The 16,780-nt window shown below is 37.6% G+C and carries 19 protein-coding genes; 13 read left to right on the top strand and 6 right to left on the bottom strand.

Annotated elements, in window-relative coordinates; all coding sequences use genetic code 11:
- Nucleotides 1-45 precede the first annotated feature (45 nt).
- The 7 genes from ACE5CV_RS07710 (at nt 46) to ACE5CV_RS07680 (ending at nt 5,506) form a co-directional block, all read left to right on the top strand.
- Nucleotides 46-432: a hypothetical protein gene (locus ACE5CV_RS07710; RefSeq protein WP_374949586.1), complete on the top strand. Its 387-nt coding sequence runs from the start codon at nt 46-48 to the stop codon at nt 430-432.
- 254 nt (nt 433-686) lie between these two features.
- Nucleotides 687-962 (top strand): DNA-binding protein, encoded by a 276-nt coding sequence (locus tag ACE5CV_RS07705; RefSeq protein ID WP_374949585.1) that lies wholly within the window; start codon nt 687-689, stop codon nt 960-962.
- A gap of 2 nt (nt 963-964) precedes the next feature.
- Nucleotides 965-1,192 carry a hypothetical protein gene (locus ACE5CV_RS07700; protein ID WP_374949584.1) on the top strand — a complete coding sequence of 76 codons (228 nt, stop codon included), beginning with the start codon at nt 965-967 and terminating at the stop codon, nt 1,190-1,192.
- Nucleotides 1,193-1,213: 21 nt separating this feature from the next.
- Nucleotides 1,214-1,567 carry a hypothetical protein gene (locus tag ACE5CV_RS07695; RefSeq protein ID WP_374949583.1) on the top strand — a complete coding sequence of 118 codons (354 nt, stop codon included), beginning with the start codon at nt 1,214-1,216 and terminating at the stop codon, nt 1,565-1,567.
- Nucleotides 1,568-1,793: 226 nt separating this feature from the next.
- The gene (locus ACE5CV_RS07690; protein WP_374949582.1) at nt 1,794-3,071 is read left to right on the top strand and encodes a DNA methyltransferase; all 1,278 of its coding nucleotides are present in this window, start codon (nt 1,794-1,796) and stop codon (nt 3,069-3,071) included.
- 27 nt (nt 3,072-3,098) lie between these two features.
- Complete coding sequence (locus tag ACE5CV_RS07685) at nt 3,099-4,946, top strand: Z1 domain-containing protein (protein ID WP_374949581.1); 1,848 nt, start codon at nt 3,099-3,101, stop codon at nt 4,944-4,946.
- A 26-nt stretch (nt 4,947-4,972) separates the two neighbouring features.
- A complete protein-coding gene (locus ACE5CV_RS07680; protein WP_374949580.1) occupies nt 4,973-5,506 on the top strand; it encodes a hypothetical protein in 534 nt (177 codons plus the stop codon).
- A 391-nt stretch (nt 5,507-5,897) separates the two neighbouring features.
- On the opposite strand, the gene ACE5CV_RS07675 is transcribed toward ACE5CV_RS07680, so the two are convergent.
- The 4 genes from ACE5CV_RS07675 to ACE5CV_RS07660 form a co-directional block, all read right to left on the bottom strand.
- Nucleotides 5,898-6,608: a hypothetical protein gene (locus tag ACE5CV_RS07675; RefSeq protein ID WP_374949579.1), complete on the bottom strand. Its 711-nt coding sequence runs from the start codon at nt 6,606-6,608 to the stop codon at nt 5,898-5,900.
- Nucleotides 6,609-6,750: 142 nt separating this feature from the next.
- The gene (locus ACE5CV_RS07670) at nt 6,751-8,139 is read right to left on the bottom strand and encodes a M23 family metallopeptidase (RefSeq protein ID WP_374949578.1); all 1,389 of its coding nucleotides are present in this window, start codon (nt 8,137-8,139) and stop codon (nt 6,751-6,753) included.
- A 177-nt stretch (nt 8,140-8,316) separates the two neighbouring features.
- A complete protein-coding gene (locus tag ACE5CV_RS07665) occupies nt 8,317-8,637 on the bottom strand; it encodes a HigA family addiction module antitoxin (protein ID WP_374949577.1) in 321 nt (106 codons plus the stop codon).
- Between the two features lie 12 nt (nt 8,638-8,649).
- The gene (locus ACE5CV_RS07660; protein WP_374949576.1) at nt 8,650-8,928 is read right to left on the bottom strand and encodes a type II toxin-antitoxin system RelE/ParE family toxin; all 279 of its coding nucleotides are present in this window, start codon (nt 8,926-8,928) and stop codon (nt 8,650-8,652) included.
- A gap of 427 nt (nt 8,929-9,355) precedes the next feature.
- On the opposite strand from ACE5CV_RS07660, the gene ACE5CV_RS07655 reads away from it, so the two are divergent.
- The 4 genes from ACE5CV_RS07655 to ACE5CV_RS07640 all read left to right on the top strand — a co-directional run bounded on the left by ACE5CV_RS07655 (nt 9,356) and on the right by ACE5CV_RS07640 (nt 13,086).
- Complete coding sequence (locus ACE5CV_RS07655; RefSeq protein ID WP_374949575.1) at nt 9,356-10,798, top strand: tyrosine-type recombinase/integrase; 1,443 nt, start codon at nt 9,356-9,358, stop codon at nt 10,796-10,798.
- A 102-nt stretch (nt 10,799-10,900) separates the two neighbouring features.
- Entirely contained in the window at nt 10,901-11,887 is a 987-nt protein-coding gene (locus tag ACE5CV_RS07650; protein WP_374949574.1) for a toprim domain-containing protein, read from the top strand.
- A 50-nt stretch (nt 11,888-11,937) separates the two neighbouring features.
- The gene (locus ACE5CV_RS07645; protein ID WP_374949573.1) at nt 11,938-12,141 is read left to right on the top strand and encodes a hypothetical protein; all 204 of its coding nucleotides are present in this window, start codon (nt 11,938-11,940) and stop codon (nt 12,139-12,141) included.
- 327 nt (nt 12,142-12,468) lie between these two features.
- Complete coding sequence (locus tag ACE5CV_RS07640; RefSeq protein WP_374949572.1) at nt 12,469-13,086, top strand: hypothetical protein; 618 nt, start codon at nt 12,469-12,471, stop codon at nt 13,084-13,086.
- On the opposite strand, the gene ACE5CV_RS07635 is transcribed toward ACE5CV_RS07640, so the two are convergent.
- Complete coding sequence (locus tag ACE5CV_RS07635) at nt 13,072-13,707, bottom strand: hypothetical protein (protein ID WP_374949571.1); 636 nt, start codon at nt 13,705-13,707, stop codon at nt 13,072-13,074. The two genes, ACE5CV_RS07640 and ACE5CV_RS07635, sit on opposite strands and share 15 nt — an antisense overlap.
- 54 nt (nt 13,708-13,761) lie before the next feature.
- On the bottom strand, nt 13,762-15,885 hold the full coding sequence (locus ACE5CV_RS07630; protein WP_374949570.1) for a type IV secretory system conjugative DNA transfer family protein: 2,124 nt from the start codon (nt 15,883-15,885) through the stop codon (nt 13,762-13,764).
- 346 nt (nt 15,886-16,231) lie between these two features.
- Here ACE5CV_RS07630 and ACE5CV_RS07625 point away from each other — a divergent pair, with 346 nt between their 5' ends.
- Together ACE5CV_RS07625 and ACE5CV_RS07620 are read left to right on the top strand one after the other, a co-directional pair.
- Nucleotides 16,232-16,603, top strand: a complete 372-nt coding sequence (locus ACE5CV_RS07625) for a hypothetical protein (RefSeq protein WP_374949569.1) — start codon at nt 16,232-16,234, stop codon at nt 16,601-16,603.
- The coding region (locus tag ACE5CV_RS07620; RefSeq protein WP_374949568.1) for a hypothetical protein at nt 16,600-16,780 on the top strand (181 nt) is incomplete at its 3' end. The genes ACE5CV_RS07625 and ACE5CV_RS07620, both read left to right, overlap by 4 nt.

Raw genomic sequence — 16,780 nt, 5'->3', positions numbered from 1 at the left:
CCCTAAGTAATTGAATATCAGAACGAAATATTTTTCTCAGATACTATGGAATATCCTTTCAAAGACAAGATCAAGCAGAGAGCTGATAAACGGCCCATTACAATTGTGCAACTCGGGAGCATAATTGGTAAGTCAGACCGCTGGATCCACATGATAAAATCAATTGATGATGTCACCCTTGACATGATCAACAAAATTTCAACGGCGCTGGAGTTCGACTTCCTTGCGGACTATAATTTTTGGCTAAAAAGTAACAACATGCCAATGATCACCCAGTGGCATGATCCGCCGGTTGAGTACAAAAAGAAGTCTAAGGATGTAACGGTAACTTTTGGTATTAGAGGCGAACGAACGAAGATCGCGCTTCACATGGCGGAGATATTAAGTGCCATTCAAACACAGGTAGAAACTTACGGAATGGAGGTAGTTTAATGGTACACTACTCCGACAATTTTTATAATTAACAGATTTTCAAACTGGTTCAAGTTTAAAAATACTTCCGCTCTGAGTACTTCAAAATGAGGCAGTTAGGTGAAAGACACTAACTGCCTTTTTTGTTTCAGGACAACATTAGGACAACATTTCACCTGGGCAACAATGTTGTCCAATTCTCTAAAGATTGCGTAGTTCTACGTATTGCATTTTCAGTATTCTATTCTTAATTTCCCAATCTAAACCAAGTCGAAATGCCGATAGAAATAATCTGTCTGGAAGAGCCTGCTTTTTATGCCCTGGTTGAAAAAGTTTATCAGCGTTTAAAAGATCAAAGGGGCAAACAGGAAGATCAGTGGATAACTGGTGAGGAAGCGATGAAAAAGCTTCGCATCAATAGCAAAACCACCCTAATGAAGATTCGGGATGAAGGTAAAATTGCGTTTGTATATGCCACCCCCCGCGTGATCTTGTACGACACCAATTCGATAAATGATTATTTAAAGAACAATTCACACGACACGTTTTAGCCATGACAGAGCAAGAAGAAGAAGAACACATCGCTATGTATTTCAACGCAGGTTATGAAATGCAGAAAACTGAACCGGATTTATTGAGTAAGATTTTGAGTAATAATAACCGTCAAAGCGATGCTGCAAAAGCAATGGCCAATGGAAGTCAACAATTTGAGGTTGACAAAATTACTAAGGAACAAGAAAGAATAAAGGAACGACAAATACAGAGGAAACGGGGACGTTGATTATTAGTATCAAAAATAAATATGAGCAAGTACATCGTTAGAATACAGCTTAATCATGCCGATAGCACGGACTATACGCTTTTACATGAAGCAATGGCAGAAATTAATTTTTTTAGATATTTACAGGGTGCTTTCGGGTTTTGGTATAGCCTGACAAACGCAATGTATTATGGTGCTGCAACACTTACTGCCGAACAACTGCAAAACCATTTGGACCAAATGATTGAGAAGCTTTATACCGTAGAAAATACCCCACCCACAAATCATGAGATATTGGTCATTCGGGAAGACGAGTACAGTTATCGTTTATTCCGAGCTAAAGCTGATGCGACCGATATCCCACCACCAGACAGGTACTTAACAGCGGTTATCTAATTTAGATTGATTATATAATTCTCATTTGGAAATCAAATACATGAGCTATTATTTTATCATCCGGTCATTGCCTTAGAACCGTGGAATATTAAACCTTGTATGAAACTTACTTATCATAAAACTATTGATATCTTTGAATAAATTGATTTTCAAATATTAAAATTAGTATATATTCAGTTTGAGCAATATAAGCGGGCTGATAAACCAAAACCTTACAGAAATTAAAATGCGCCAATCTACATTATTAAAAAAATTTGACATTACTATAAATGAAGATTGGTCCTTCGCCGAAAGCAGATCGGTCGAACATTTCACCCATGGCTATCACAGATACCCTGCAAAATTTATTCCGCAAATTGTCAAGAAATTAATAGAAAAGTACACTGTTAAGGGAGATAAAATAGTTGATGTATTTGCCGGGTGTGGAACTACGTTGGTTGAAAGTAAACTGCACGGACGGCGTTCTGAAGGTGTCGACATAAATCCAGTTGCAGAACTCATTACTAGGACTAAAATAGCGGCTATCGAACCTGAAATCTTAATTTCTGAATTTGAAGCGCTTAAGCATCAATTTGATTCTTACGACTCCAATCAAATTTATATTGCTGACAATCATCCCAGGATTGATTACTGGTTTGAGCAATCTCAAAAAAATAAGATAGCATATTTATATCAAATCATCTTAAATAATGAGTGCTTAACACAAAAAGATTTCTTCCTTTGTGCACTGTCAAATATTTTAAAAAACTGCTCGAAATGGTTGCAAACTAGCACAAAACCACAGATTGATCCAAAGAAACCTATAAGGGACCCATTTGATGCATTAGTATTTCAAATTTCCCGAATGTTAAAGAAAAACGAAGAGTTCTTTAACGAACTTAAAGCTCACAACAATTTAAATACCCCATGTATCATTAAATTAGCAGATGCACGAAAAACAGGTATAAGAGCAAACTCAGCCGACGCAATTATTACCTCTCCACCGTATGTTACTTCTTACGAATATGCAGATATCCACCAATTAACTGGATATTGGTACGATTACATTCAAGATCTACCCGAATTTAGAAGAAACTTTATAGGTACTTTCTACTCAAATAACAAAGATGTTGAAATGGAGATTCCACTTGCAAAAGAAATAGTCCAAGCACTTTTGCCAATAAGCAAAAAGAGCGCAGGTGAAGTCGCAAACTACTTCCGCGATATGTTAGCAGTTATTAGTGAAATGCGTCGCATTCTAAAACCAAATGGTGTTGTATGTATAGTCGTCGGCAACACGACCATGAAAAATGTTAAAATACAGTCTGCAGAAGTATTTGCTCAAATGCTATATATCCAAGGACTTCATGTAGAAGAAGTAATTAAACGTAAAATTCCTTTTAAATTAATTCCAACAATCCGAGATGAAAAAACCGGTAAGTTTACGACGTTAACAAGCGAAAATAAAAAGCTTGTTTATCCTGAGGAGTTTATAATTATCGCAAGAAAACCGCTATTAAATTAAATCAACCAACCTTATCAAAGAGACAAAATGTTCGACTTAAAAAAACTGAAATCAGCTACTGAAAACACAAATAAACGATACGAACGTAGATTAGAAGTCCTGAAGGAAGAAGGTCAGGACACTAAAAGGATTGATACTGTAATAAAGCAGGCGGTCAAGAATATTTCTGAAAGCAAAAAGTCTTTTGTTATTTATGGCGAGCCCCAGAGTGGCAAAACAGAATTGATGATTGCCTTGACTGCAAAGCTTCTCGATGAAGGCCATCAAATCATTGTTGAATTGATGAATGATTCCGTACAACTTCTCGGTCAGAACCTTGAAAGATTCCAGTTATCAGGCTTGTCTCCTACCCCTAAAAAATTCAATGAAATCTTATCGCCAAATGTTCAGATTGGAGAAACTCAATGGGTGATCTTTTGCAAGAAGAATTCGAGTGACTTGCAAAAGCTTTTGATGAAACTTGCCGGTCATGATAACATTGTTGTAATTGATGACGAGGCAGATTATGCCACTCCAAATTCAAAAATCAATGAAAATGAGCAAAGCAGAATAAACATGCTTACAGGACAATTGCTTGGAGAAAATGGCACTTACATTGGCGTAACAGCAACTCCCGCAAGACTAGACTTAAACAGAACACACGACAACATAAACACAAATTGGATTGATTTTCCTCCGCATGATGCATATACAGGGCAGGATGTGTTTTTCCCTATAAAAATTGATAGCCTTCAATATAAACTGACATTTATCTCTGATACAGTTGAGGAGTTTGACGCAATGCGCGAAGCACTCTTTAGCTTCATGGTTAACGTATCATTTCTAAATACTACTGAAGAGAAAGAAACTAACTTTTCAATTCTTATTCACACTAGTGGTAAAAAACAGGATCATTTAAATGATTTAAACCTTATTCTCAAAACACTTGAAGCTATAAGAGATCAAAAGAATGAAAATCACGAAAATTTTCTTAAAGCAATTTGGACCTTAGCGAGCGAGAGATATCCTGGTAGTGAAGATGAAATAACAAAATACATTATTTCTAATAGTGAACGAAATAATGTTGTGGTCATGAATAGTGATAAAGACTCTAATGCAGCCAATAATGCTACCGGAACAACCCCAGCCGCACCCTTTACCATTGTAATTGGAGGTAATATTGTATCTCGTGGAGTTACGTTCAAGAACCTATTGTCAATGTTCTTCACTCGTGACGTAAAAAATAATTTACAGCAGGATACTTATATACAACGTGCGCGTATGTTTGGTGCGCGTGGAAAACATTTAAAATATTTTGAATTAACTATTCCCAAACCACTTTTTTTGGATTGGCAAAGATGTTTTATATTTCATAGACTATCATTAGAATCAAGAAAGCAGGACAATAAAACCCCTGTTTGGTTAGATGGTCAGAGGGTTAGTGCTGTTGCTAATGCTAGCATTGACAACAATACAGTTGTAGTTGATTCAGGCGAAATGAGTTTTGCATTATTTGATTTTTCACCAAATGGCGAAGTTGATGAATTGATAGCTGATTCCATCAAATCATTAGAAAAATTGAAATCAATGTCAAAACTGTTAGGACCTGAAATTATACCCTCTTACATAATTAGCTTTATTGAAAGCTTCATGCCTGCGGGTGACGATTCGTTAGCCATCCATAAATCAAAGACAATTGCGAGCTATACAGATAAGCCAAACGAATTAGACAAGGCTACAATTACCCGTTCAAGAGGTTTCATTGGTAAACGAGAAATGGAAGTCGTAAAATTTCCTTCGGCAATTCATCACATTAATGTGTTATATAATGGCGATGGTAAAGCACGTGTTTTCTATAAGTACAAAGGAAACATTAGATTCCTGAAGACTGCGTAGTTTGCAAGTTGAATACGAAAAATTCCATGGGAGATAATTTAAATGAAGCGGAGTGGCTATCTGATTTTTTGCAAATTGATTTAAAAGAAGCGACACTTGAGGGAGTAAAAAACTTTACTTTGCTTTGGAATCTATTTGAGACATTCGCTTGTGGCAAAGAAGCGAAAATAACTACTATAAGAGATTTTGTTGTCGGGTTAGAAAGCACAGGTATGGTTGATGAGGATTTGGTTAAAAATCATCTACTCTATTTTGCCAACCGTTATGTAGATATTGAAGGAAAGCCTACAATCTTATATCATGGATTACTTTTTAGAAGTGGACAAGAAGTTCAAGCAAAAAGCGATGTTTGGTCCGTGTTAATTGGTGAAAACAAGGACCCTTTGAAACAACTTGAAGCTATTCTGTTTATTATATTCCGCTTTAGAAATAATTTATTTCATGGTGAAAAAGTTGTAGCAAGGCTTGATGAACAAGTTGAAAATTTCAAACAAGCTAATTGCTTGCTTATGAGCTTGCTTAGTCTAATGCAAAAAGCTGGAATGATTAGAGTTCAATAAAATATAACTTGCTAATCAATGGTAATTCTGTTGCGACGTTTTGATAACCATAAAATAATTTTGTGGTTTATTATTATCATTAGAGTTTCAATAATATATCACTATCTATATTTTAAATTTCTAAATATTTGAAATTTTTTAAAAGTATAATTCAACATTTTACCAGCCGCTATAATTTCATTATGATTGGTGTAATAATCACGGAACTCAAAATGTGTTGCCAATTCAAATTCCGTCCCAAGTAAAATTCAACTTAATTAGATTTTTGTTGACAGTATGTTGGAAAGTAATATAATTTCAACATGATTTATCCTTTTCCCACAGTGACTAAATTAGATGCTTACGCATCCGGCTTGGGGGACTTCAAAATCCCATATTTAGTATAATATTATTACACAGGTAAAAAAATAGAAATCTGCTCTATTGCATGTTGCTGTGTATTGGCAGGAGGCAAACCATCAAAATGTTCGATGAAATGTCTTGCTTCTAATGATCGAGGCCTAACGTAATCTTTTACGATTGGAATTATTTTTATTGATGCATTTACAACTAACGGAGTTGCATTCAGAAATACATTTTCCTTTGAAAGATCATAGCGCTCTGGAAATGTATTTATAACATCGCTACTTAGGTAATTTTTTATAATCGGCGTAGTGCTTGCCCTTAGCCTCGTCACGTCAACAGGCAAATCCAACATAGTATCTATATCGCACCATGAGATCAGAGTTTGAAAAGTTGTGCCGCCATCTTCAGTTTCAGGATAATCTAAAATTAAGTATGGTGCAAAATCTTCGGGCTTTTCTTGTTGTAAATGATAAGCGTATAATCCTCTGATGTTATTGGCAAAGTTGTGATGACGTGCATTTCTTATAGCCAATATCGTTGCCGTTTCGGGAGTTCCATACCAATCAAAATTAATCGCTGGAATGGTTCTTACCCCATCATAGAGACTATGGAATGCATTCAGGAGATTAGTGAAACCCTGTTCAATATTACCAGATGCTTCATAAGGATCTACGAGAACCAGTGCATTAGACCTTAAAACGGCTTCGAGTAAGATACGTAATGATTGTGCATAGGCTTCAAAAGCATTTGTAAGCATGATAATGTATATATGGATAATGGTGTATAATCTTACCTATTAATTTTAGTAACCGAAATTAATTTAGATAAATAAGATTTATAGATTGAAATTTTAAGCATTTATAAATTAACTGATATCCTTTAGATAAGGATAAAATGAACTATCTATAAGCTACGTCTACACAGTTACTTTTGGACTTATCCTTGCAGAGGATGTAAGCGCGTTCGATTACGTTACTTGCTTTACAAGCAATGCTATTGAGAATCATATTTTTTTCATCAAAGCCAGCCATATCATACACGTATGTTGGGGATGTTGATAAAGATTTAAGTTGAGTAATTAATTGAGTATATTTTATCTTGTTGTAAGGGTCACGGTATTTGATGACATGATTAAAAGCGTTTCCTCTGACGATAATGCCGCTATTAGGATCAGGAATTAAACAAACTACACCTTGGCCTAAATTAGCAGGATTTGCTGTTACACTCTCGAGTTGTATGGAACTGGCATTGGTGAAAAGATTAGGGTCAACGGGGATGTTATTATAACGCATTTCAAAATGTAAATGCTCATGATCCACGTTACCCGTTTTTCCTGATAATCCAATTAACTCCCCTTCCTTAACATGTTGTCCCGGCTTAACTGTCATAGAATTTAAATGTGCGTAATAGGTAGTTATGGAGCCATTACTAAGGGCATGTTGTATCTTGATCAAATTCCCAAACCCTTTGACAGTTCCAGCGCTCAAAACGTCTCCATCTAATACCGAGTGAACCAATGTATTTACGTTAGCTCTGAGGTCTGAGCCGTTGTGAGGTCGAACCTTAGGCGAACCATCAATGTTTTTAAGTACTGGATGTACTCGCCTTAAAGCAAAATTACTCGTTACAAAATAATCAACCAATGGCGATATACAACGGCTCTTATAACATTCATCTTCATTTACCGATTGAGGTATACGAAATTCTCCTGGAAATGGCTTTGGTGCAACTACCAAGATTATGAAAGCATCCATACTCTTACCATTTTGGACAAAATCCTGAGCCTCAACACTGACTTGTACTATTTTATGATCTGATGATTCAATTGTTGGTACTGGCAAAAAATCTAGAAAATCTTCATTTTCCGAATATTCATTGATTTGACAATAAGCCTGTACAACGGAATTTGACGAAAGCTTAGATAAGATTTCAGCAGGAACACCTATATCGACCAATACTGGTTTATTGGGCTGTAACCCATCAACACTGAGTTTTATAAAATAATTTGATTTACTCATTATCTCCTTTACACCCTGGGTCATTTCATCAAAAAATTTGATCATTTCCTTATCATCATACTTTGTAATCGTAACTTTAACTGGAGTTGAAAAAGTGTTTGGAGCAATCGTTGCTTGCGCAAATTTAATGTCTCCTACCTTACCGCCTGAAACAGGCACAATACTATCGGTGCCCTCATTATTTATCGTTGCTTCGTGATAGATTACACCATTATTTTTGGTACAACCAAGTAATGAAGCGATAAGTATAAATAATATTAAATTTTTCATTATGTTGTTTACCGATTAATTCTTTTCTAATCCTGTTAATTTAAAATTTTTCTGTCAATTAATACATGGGTTTTTGTCTGGCTCCCAAATAATTCTAATACAGCACTTCAAGGAAAGAGAAGTTGGCAAAATTCCTATAAATGGATGTCGTTCAATGTCGAGTTAAGCAGGAAAACATTAATGCGATAAAAGCACAAATTCCTTTCTGCTCATTTTTATTGAATTTAATATTTTCGTACTGAAATCTTTTTCCGTTATTACCAAGTCATAATGATATTGAAGATTTAGCCAAAACTCCGGTGACATATCGAAGAAAGCGCCAAGACGTAGTGCTGTATCAGGCGTTACATCACGTTTACCTTTTACTAATTCCGCAATTCTGTCACGGGAAACTTGTAACGCCCGCGATAGTGTGCCTGGACGAATACCCATTGGCTCCAAAAATTCTTCTTTTAAGATAATGCCAGGATGGTCCGGATAAATATCTCGCTTTGTCATGTCATATCCCCCTTAGTGATAATCTATAAATTCAATTTCTTGCGCGCCGTCAATTGTCCTAACGAAGCAAAGACGATATTGATCGTTTACCCGTACTGAATAACGCCCTCTTCTGTCTCCTTTTAATGCTTCAAGTTTATTACTTGGCGGCACTTTTAAATCTTCAATACGTACAGCAGCAATTAACAATTGCAATCGGCGCTGCGCTAGCTTGCGAACAGTTTTGTCCAGCCTTTTTATTAAAAGGCCTTCCCATAGCTTTTCGATCTCTTCGTTTTTGAAGCGAAACATCTATGTAGTGTATCACACTACAAATGGCCATGTCAATAAAGAATGTATTGCCGTACACTACTTAAAATATGATGTCGTAAATCGTAATTCGGCCATAATAAAAAATCAACTTAATTAGATTTTCGTTGACCTTTTATTGGGAAGCAGTATAATTACATCATGATTTATTGTTTGCCCTCAATAGCTAAATTAAAAAACTTTGCATCCGGCTTGGGCCACCATTCTAAGACTAAATTCCTATTGAAATATAACGCTATCGCCCATGCCATTGACAATGGCTATTTTTTGTGTATAGTGTATAGGAATAGTTACCTATATTTATTTGCATCACCGCAAAAGTTGGTACTAAATCATGACTAAATCCTGATTTAACGTATCAAGTGTCAACGATTCCCCCCCCTATTTACGGACCTGAAAGGAAGCAGAAATGCCTCTTACTTACCTACAATGCGAAAACGCAAAACCACAATCTAAACCTTACAAACTATCAGACGGCGGCGGCTTATATCTACAAGTCATGCCTAAAGGAAACCGCTATTGGCAATACCGCTACCAATTCAACGGTAAACAACGGTGTATTTCATTAGGGGTCTATCCTGGTGTATCTTTGGCAGGGGCACGTTCAGCGTTATTATCAGCTAAAGACAACGTGAAGTTGAATATTGACCCGAAACTGAAGCGCAGCGCAGAGAAACAAACTGCTCGTTATCAATCAGCGCAAAACTTCAAAGCTATTGCGACTGAATGGCATGAGCAGAATAAAGATAGTTGGACGCTTCGCCATGCAAACTATGTTTTACGTCGTTTAGAATTACATACGTTTCCCGTCATCGGTGAGTATCCAATCAATCAGCTCACCCCCGCTATAATGATGGCTTGCTTACAAAAAGTTGAAAAGGCAGGGCCTGAAATGGCCCGACGTGTTATGAGCATGTGCAGCCGCATATTTCAATACGGCATTGCTACAGGTAGAGCAGATCGTGATTTAACCATTGGTTTAAAATACGGCCTTAAAAAGTACAAACCTGGACACTATGCTTCTGTAACGCTGGATGAATTACCATTGTTGGTGCGAACCATCCACACCAACGATGCCCGGCTATATAAGCAAACAAACCTGTGTTTAAAACTCATGCTTCTTACGGCAGTGCGAACTTGCGAACTTATTGAAGCCAAGTGGACAGAATTTAATTTAGCAAATGCCATGTGGATTATTCCTGCTGAGCGTATGAAAACGCGCAAACTGCATAAAGTGCCGTTGTCGATCCAGGCGTTAGTTATTTTGCATCAACTTAAAGAATTGAACGGAAAACGTGATTTTGTTTTTCCGAGTATCTCACGACCACGTAAGCCAATGTCTAATGCTACAATTTTAAAAGCATTAGCCAATTTAGGCTACAAATACAAAATGACTGGTCATGGCTTCCGTTCAATTTTAATGGGCGTTTGCAAGCAACATTTAGGTTATCGACATGAGCCAGTTGACAGGCAATTAGCCCATGTGCCGCGCAATAGCGTAGATCGTGCTTATGATCGTGCAGATTATCTACCGGAGAGAATTGTAATGATGCAGGAATACGCCGACTACATTGATAGTTTAATACACAATCAACCCTATGAAAGGCCAATCGTAAACAAACATAATATTCAACCACACGGAAGGAATACGAGTGACAGAACAACCAACCAAAACCAATTCTACAATTTCACTATCGCCCAGACTAACTTCGGAAGCAGTTACCAAGCTATTAGCGATAGCACCGCAAGTTCTGTATCGACGGGTGAAGAAAGGATTATTTCCAAAACCTTACAAGGACGAGGGAAGCCGAAGGAACTATTGGAAAGCCGAGGAAATACAAAACTTCATTGATAAAATGAAGTCTGTATAAATTCAGCCAAACGTAAATTGTATTTTTAAAAGCCCAGGCAATCGCTTGGGCTTTTCTTTATTCAGATCACTAAGGAGCAGCAAATGAACATCAATCAGGCAAAAAATATCCCAATAGAAAAACTTGTTGAAGAATTAGGAGGAGCCTATGCAAAGACTGATAATAAAGGTGACAAATGGTATTTTTCACCATTTAGACCGGATGAAAAAACACCATCTTTTAAAATTAATGTAAAGCAAAATACCTGGCATGACTTCGGACTGTCAGGCACGTTTGCCCACCAAAAGCAAAACAGTGGTGGTGACATTCTTGATTTATGGTGTGAGTACCACATGAAAGACCGGCGCACAGCGATCAGGGAAGCGTTACAAGCGTTATCGGAATGGGCACCAATATCCAATAATTCACCAAGACTCCAGACACAACCACGTAAGCAAAGTGAAATTGTGCGGGATCAAACACCCCGCTATTCGATTTTGAAAATTGCCGATCTAATAACGTTTGCTGGTCTTAAAGATGAATTGGAACGCCGCAGGATTTCGTTAAAAGTGGCTAATCTTTACTTGAAGCAAGGCTACATTTTAGACACCGTAACAAATAAAAAATATAACGGCTTTTTGTTTGAGAACGATAAGGGTGGCTATGAGGTTTCTATCCCTAATCCCGTGAAACAGGAATGTTTTAAAACTTGCATCGGGCCAAAGGCAACATCTCGTATTCTAACGAATAGCAATGAGACAAATTCAGCTGATGTTTTTGAAGGGTTTTGGGACTTTCTGTCATGGCTAGAGATCAAGGCAGTATTGCGCCCAATTAATCATGCTTATATTTTAAATTCCACATCATTAGTCAAGGAAGCTTGTGAAAAAATAATTTCCTTTAAAGAAACTGTAAAATACGCTTTCTTGTTCATGGATAATGACGAAGCTGGTTATCAGGCAACGCATGCTATTGCTGAACAACTGGAAGATTTTAAAGTTGGCAGCTTTGAATATTTCTATGAGGGGTATAAAGATTTGAACGAATTTTGGATTGAAGGCAAAATATCAGATTATCCCTACGACATTTAGCCAACGGAATAATATTGTTATATTTAACTTTTGATTTCTTTTAATCAACCATGAAGTCCAACGAACATCCTTTAGCAAGTTGGTTTACATTGCTCAATATAAACATTGAGCAGGTTAGCAAAACTGCGCGGAGTAGAGTTACAAATTTTCCTGAAAAAGGAGACGAAATTTTGCTATTGTTGTCTGAGGAATTGCAAGTAGTTATGCATGAATTCCAAAGAGAAATTAACAATGTCGCCATCCCTCAATACTAGATAATTTTACCAACGTACCCGTGTTATCCTGACAATATTATAAAGCCAGTTTTCGCTTGGAATAACAGACTTAATATCGACGTCAAAAGATGTTATAATTCTACACGGAGGGAAATTGCAAAACAAAAATCAGATAAAGCCGTAAGAATTTACTCGCAACGTCTTACATCTAATTTAAAAAAAATACTAAAAAACTACAACCGCGAACTTCAACTTATATCAATAACAGTTGATGATTTAAAAAAGCAGAATTTTAAATACGCCGATTCGATATTTGACCACAGGGAGTTAACCGATATTGAGAAATCGATAGGTGCCGTACTTGTTTTGGATAAACCATCTTTACAAACAAGCTTCACGCTTAAGGCGTTAGTTGCTTCAATACTGGTAGTTTCTGTACCAATAGATGCTACCTTCAGCACTCCGATCGATTGGAATAAAAATAGATATTCCATTATTACAGATTATTCAGTTATAGATAAAAGATCAAAAAATAAGTCATCTGTATTTAGTTTAGATAAAGATCCAACCTCAGAAAAAAGTGCAGACTATCAAAATCTGTCGTCATATGAGTTGTTAGAATCGATTTCAAATGTAGTCCCTGATGCCAATGAAAATCAGACAGAAATCTTACAATTCCTGTCTGATACCCAAAATATTCCCCTTGACTCTGGCATGAATATTAATTATGATAAATCATCTAAACTTGATGTGTCTGGGGTAAAAGCGGTGGAAAATAAATTTATTAAAGATGAATTATCGGATGATGACATTATGTATCAGTTTAGTTTACTTTCAAAAAATCTTAAACCATCAATCAAACCTTGGGTTAATGATGGAATGGATAGCGCTTTAATGAGTGAATTTAACCAACTTAATGATGATAGCCAAAAAGAATACTTTGATAACTTAAAAAGACGATTTGCAAAGTTAGGTCTTAATTAAAAGATTGGTAATATCAGTAAAGATTAAACTACTGGTTGACCGTAAATGTAAATCAAAGTAGCCTTCCCAAGTTGTTCTTATGCTTACCCAAAAATCTCTTCCTTGTTTATATTTTACAAGGTCATGAATATTTGTCTCTTCATAATTATGATCGTGCATCATAGTGAGGAATTCTGATTGTTGATCCAATCTATTCATTAAAAAACCGTATCTCCCCCAAGAATAATAACCATTATAATATTCGCCGGTTTCATAGAACTCATCCCGAAATGCTGTTAAATAAATCCGTTTTAGTTGATGCTTACGTGCAAACTCAATTTGAGATTGCAAACAGAGTAATCCAGATCTATCAATTACTCTATTACTGAAAAAACCATTGTTTGAAATCGCATTATTTTGAATGTTTATCTCTCGATTGCATTGACGAATTAAAGAACTTTTGAAGCTGATATTTATTTTAACAAAATCGACTTCGTTTATTCTAGTAATCTTAGGCTTAATAGTTTCAATTTCAGATTTCTTATGAACCCCATAAAATCCAGATAACCCTAATACCTCTTCATCGGACAAGTTTAAAAGCCTAATTGCTCTTTCCTGAAATGTTTCTTCCTTTTCAATCATACCTGAACTCAAATTTAAAATTATTGAATTATAAGGCAATATTTCAAACTTTATTTATAAAATATATGGATTTTTATCTGCCAATTCATTTAATAACTCATCATGATAATACGGCCGCTTATTAACAAACGTAGGTGGCAAATCACCGATGAACATAAATATCTTTCTACCTGATTCACGTCGTAATTCATCAGGGGTTACCAGTAAGCGTTTATTCGTATCATCCTGACGTTTGCCACCCAAAAACGTTGTGATCATATTCGTTGTTTCACCAATAGCCTTACTAATGTAATCGGCAGAAAAGTTGTCATTAATTGTAAAATACTGCCGCACAGTACAGTTGGCTATAAATGTTTCCCAATTATCCCGATATAAATTCTTAAGCTGTATCAGCGATTGCAATATCGGCCACACGGTAATGTTATATCCTGCATAAGTAGATAATGCCGTTTCAATTTCCGGCATATATCCCAACGCTGCAAATTCATCCAATAGGAACGTCACCCGCTTACCAGGCTTACGGATCACCGAGCGCATCATGCTCGTAACCACCAAGCGCAACCACCGCCCATGTGTACGCAATTTATCCGCTGGAATTATTACATACACCGTGCTTTTTCCCTCAATTAAGGTTTTAGGGTCGAACCCGCTTTCCAGTGATTTTTGCAATGCCGGAGATTTTAAAAAGTCGGTTGCCTGCAACACGCTCGACATTATCCCGCCAAAGGTTTCTTCGCCTGCAGCCTGCAATTTCAGAATTTCCCGCCCGGAGTTTTTAATGGTGTTACCATGCATTACGTGGTTACTGGTACACATTTTAGCGACCAGGGTATTCCAGTCTGTTTCCGGCAACCTTGCCCATTCCCACAGCGTTTTTAAAACAATTTTGCCTTTGCTCTCAGTAGTTACTAAATGCAACAGCAAGCCGGATATAATGGTACGGGCTGAATCAGTCCAGAAACTATCTTTTGCCCCAAGGTTTTGCGGCACGATCATCTCCGCTATAATTTGTATATCATCAATCAAATGAGTGGAATAAACATCGAGCATATCAAGCGGGTTGTAGCTTTTCGCCTCGCCAACATGCAGGACCAGTAAATCCCAGGGATTTAAAATGATAACCGTCTTGCCGCTTTCCCGCTGATACCGCGCAGTGATCGCCGCGTTTTCGCCTTTCGGGTCAATCACAATAAAACTGGTTTCAACGCCGCCAGCATCTAATAAATTGGGGATGATAAGATTGGTGCCTTTACCGCCGCGCGTGCCTGCAACGGTCAGGATATGGCCTTTATCATTGAACTTAAAGCCACCACCGATATAAAATCCGGTTTCATTGGCTGCTAATGGTTCTAATTCGTCAGGCCGGGCAAATCGCGCCGAGCCAAACTTTGTCCCCTCGATTAAGGAATTATTGATACCATTCTGCCACCTTGTAAACGCACCGAACACAAACAGGGTCATAAACAGGTTAATGACAAAGTAGCTAATGATAACACCTGAACCGAACCCTGCTATTGCAAGAAAGCTGATAGCAGATAGAACAACGATAACCAACAACACCCAAGCTAACACGGCACCGATTAGCATCGACACCTTTGTAATCCTTGACATCGGATAAAATAACACGGGTAGCACCTTCGCTTTATAAAACCGCTCATAAGCGCGGATAAAGCCCCAAAGCGCACCACCAAGTGTAACCGCAGTAAAGAATACGCCTATGAGGAATACCAGCCTGCGATTACGTTTTTCAGGGTCTTTTTCAAACTGTATTAACCGGGTTAAATCATCCGTTGTAATCTTGAATTTTCGAGCAAATTTTTTGGCGGCTTCTTTTCCAAAATCCGGCTGTTTATCGTATTCCTGCCTGTCTTGGTCATCATTGCTATGATCTCTATGAAACCGCCAGTTAGGTTCATTGGAATTTTCTACAATGGGTTCTTCTTCGGCTAAGGGTTCGTTTATCGGTGGTGGTGGCGGTGTGACAGGCGGTTGTACCGGTGGCGGCATGTGCTGTTGTTGCGGTTCGGTTTTTGGCGGTATAAAGCTATCCGGTTGTTTGTCGCTTGTGTTAACTGGTGGAATGGAGGATTTTACAGCCGGTGTCCAATCGTTCTTAGGGATAAATTGTTTATCCTTTCCGTTCCGGCCTTTGCCGAACTTGTCGTTTTTATTACTCATGATGTCAATTCAGGTTCCCCAATCTCGGAAGAAATCTTCAACATTACGTTGTCCACCAGCAGTTTTATTTTCGCTAACCCGTATTTTTTCTTTTCATGGCAATTCTAAACCATACCTTGTTTATCGTTCGTGATGCATAAGTATCTCTTGTTACCTATCTGCCTCTAAGTCATTGCAATACTTGACAATTCAGGATTAATCAGCTACATTTATAACAGGTTGCAAGATGTGGTTTGTATATACAAAAACCCGGTGGTTTTTATCTATCCAAACCTTTCTTGCAAGGGGTGATTTCATCCCCCGCTTGACCCCCCTGAAAAAAACAAACAAGTAAAATTTGAGCAGCATGGCACGACCTTTAAAATCGGATGAGAATAGACGCACGTTTACTATTCCGCCCATACGGGTTAATGCATCCGAAAAATCTCTTATCGAGCAAAACGCCAAACTTGCAGGGCAAGAGGTGAGCGTGTTTTTGCGTAGCTTGGGTGCAGGCACCAAGCCGTCCCGTACCGTGCCGACGCTTGATCGTGAGTTGCTGCTCAAAGTTTTGGCAGAAGCGGGCAAGCAAGGCAGCAATCTTAACCAGATTGCCCGCGCCCTGAACCGCAAGCAGGACGCCGATGACCTCAACGGCATCGACGGTAAGCTTGTCAATTATGTGATGCGGGAACAACAGGCCTTGCAGGCCATTATGATGGAATTGCTTATTATATGATATTAACTTCAAATATTCGCGGCAATGGCGACCAGCTCGCCATCTATCTCGTTACCTTAAAGGATAACGACGACATCCAGATATTAGAAGTGGATGGCCGGGAAAATGCGGACAAAGATTATCTATATCAAACAATGGTGGGCATGCAGCTTAATAGCGAATTGACCAGAACCAACA

The organism is Mucilaginibacter sp., assembly GCF_964263795.1.
In the GTDB taxonomy this organism is placed as follows: Bacteria; Bacteroidota; Bacteroidia; order Sphingobacteriales; family Sphingobacteriaceae; genus Mucilaginibacter.
Note: the sequence above shows the minus strand (reverse complement) of the source record. Positions and strands in the feature narration are given on the sequence as shown.

What these genes read in the sequence shown, in the direction of transcription:
- ACE5CV_RS07670 (WP_374949578.1), bottom strand. Translation starts at nt 8,139, where the DNA reads ATGAAAAATTTAATATTATTTATACTTATCGCTTCATTACTTGGTTGT.
- ACE5CV_RS07710 (WP_374949586.1), top strand. Translation starts at nt 46, where the DNA reads ATGGAATATCCTTTCAAAGACAAGATCAAGCAGAGAGCTGATAAACGG.
- ACE5CV_RS07635 (WP_374949571.1), bottom strand. Translation starts at nt 13,707, where the DNA reads ATGATTGAAAAGGAAGAAACATTTCAGGAAAGAGCAATTAGGCTTTTA.
- ACE5CV_RS07690 (WP_374949582.1), top strand. Translation starts at nt 1,794, where the DNA reads ATGCGCCAATCTACATTATTAAAAAAATTTGACATTACTATAAATGAA.
- ACE5CV_RS07660 (WP_374949576.1), bottom strand. Translation starts at nt 8,928, where the DNA reads ATGTTTCGCTTCAAAAACGAAGAGATCGAAAAGCTATGGGAAGGCCTT.
- ACE5CV_RS07630 (WP_374949570.1), bottom strand. Translation starts at nt 15,885, where the DNA reads ATGAGTAATAAAAACGACAAGTTCGGCAAAGGCCGGAACGGAAAGGAT.
- ACE5CV_RS07645 (WP_374949573.1), top strand. Translation starts at nt 11,938, where the DNA reads ATGAAGTCCAACGAACATCCTTTAGCAAGTTGGTTTACATTGCTCAAT.
- ACE5CV_RS07695 (WP_374949583.1), top strand. Translation starts at nt 1,214, where the DNA reads ATGAGCAAGTACATCGTTAGAATACAGCTTAATCATGCCGATAGCACG.
- ACE5CV_RS07655 (WP_374949575.1), top strand. Translation starts at nt 9,356, where the DNA reads ATGCCTCTTACTTACCTACAATGCGAAAACGCAAAACCACAATCTAAA.
- ACE5CV_RS07625 (WP_374949569.1), top strand. Translation starts at nt 16,232, where the DNA reads ATGGCACGACCTTTAAAATCGGATGAGAATAGACGCACGTTTACTATT.
- ACE5CV_RS07675 (WP_374949579.1), bottom strand. Translation starts at nt 6,608, where the DNA reads ATGCTTACAAATGCTTTTGAAGCCTATGCACAATCATTACGTATCTTA.
- ACE5CV_RS07700 (WP_374949584.1), top strand. Translation starts at nt 965, where the DNA reads ATGACAGAGCAAGAAGAAGAAGAACACATCGCTATGTATTTCAACGCA.
- ACE5CV_RS07650 (WP_374949574.1), top strand. Translation starts at nt 10,901, where the DNA reads ATGAACATCAATCAGGCAAAAAATATCCCAATAGAAAAACTTGTTGAA.
- ACE5CV_RS07680 (WP_374949580.1), top strand. Translation starts at nt 4,973, where the DNA reads ATGGGAGATAATTTAAATGAAGCGGAGTGGCTATCTGATTTTTTGCAA.
- ACE5CV_RS07685 (WP_374949581.1), top strand. Translation starts at nt 3,099, where the DNA reads ATGTTCGACTTAAAAAAACTGAAATCAGCTACTGAAAACACAAATAAA.
- ACE5CV_RS07705 (WP_374949585.1), top strand. Translation starts at nt 687, where the DNA reads ATGCCGATAGAAATAATCTGTCTGGAAGAGCCTGCTTTTTATGCCCTG.
- ACE5CV_RS07665 (WP_374949577.1), bottom strand. Translation starts at nt 8,637, where the DNA reads ATGACAAAGCGAGATATTTATCCGGACCATCCTGGCATTATCTTAAAA.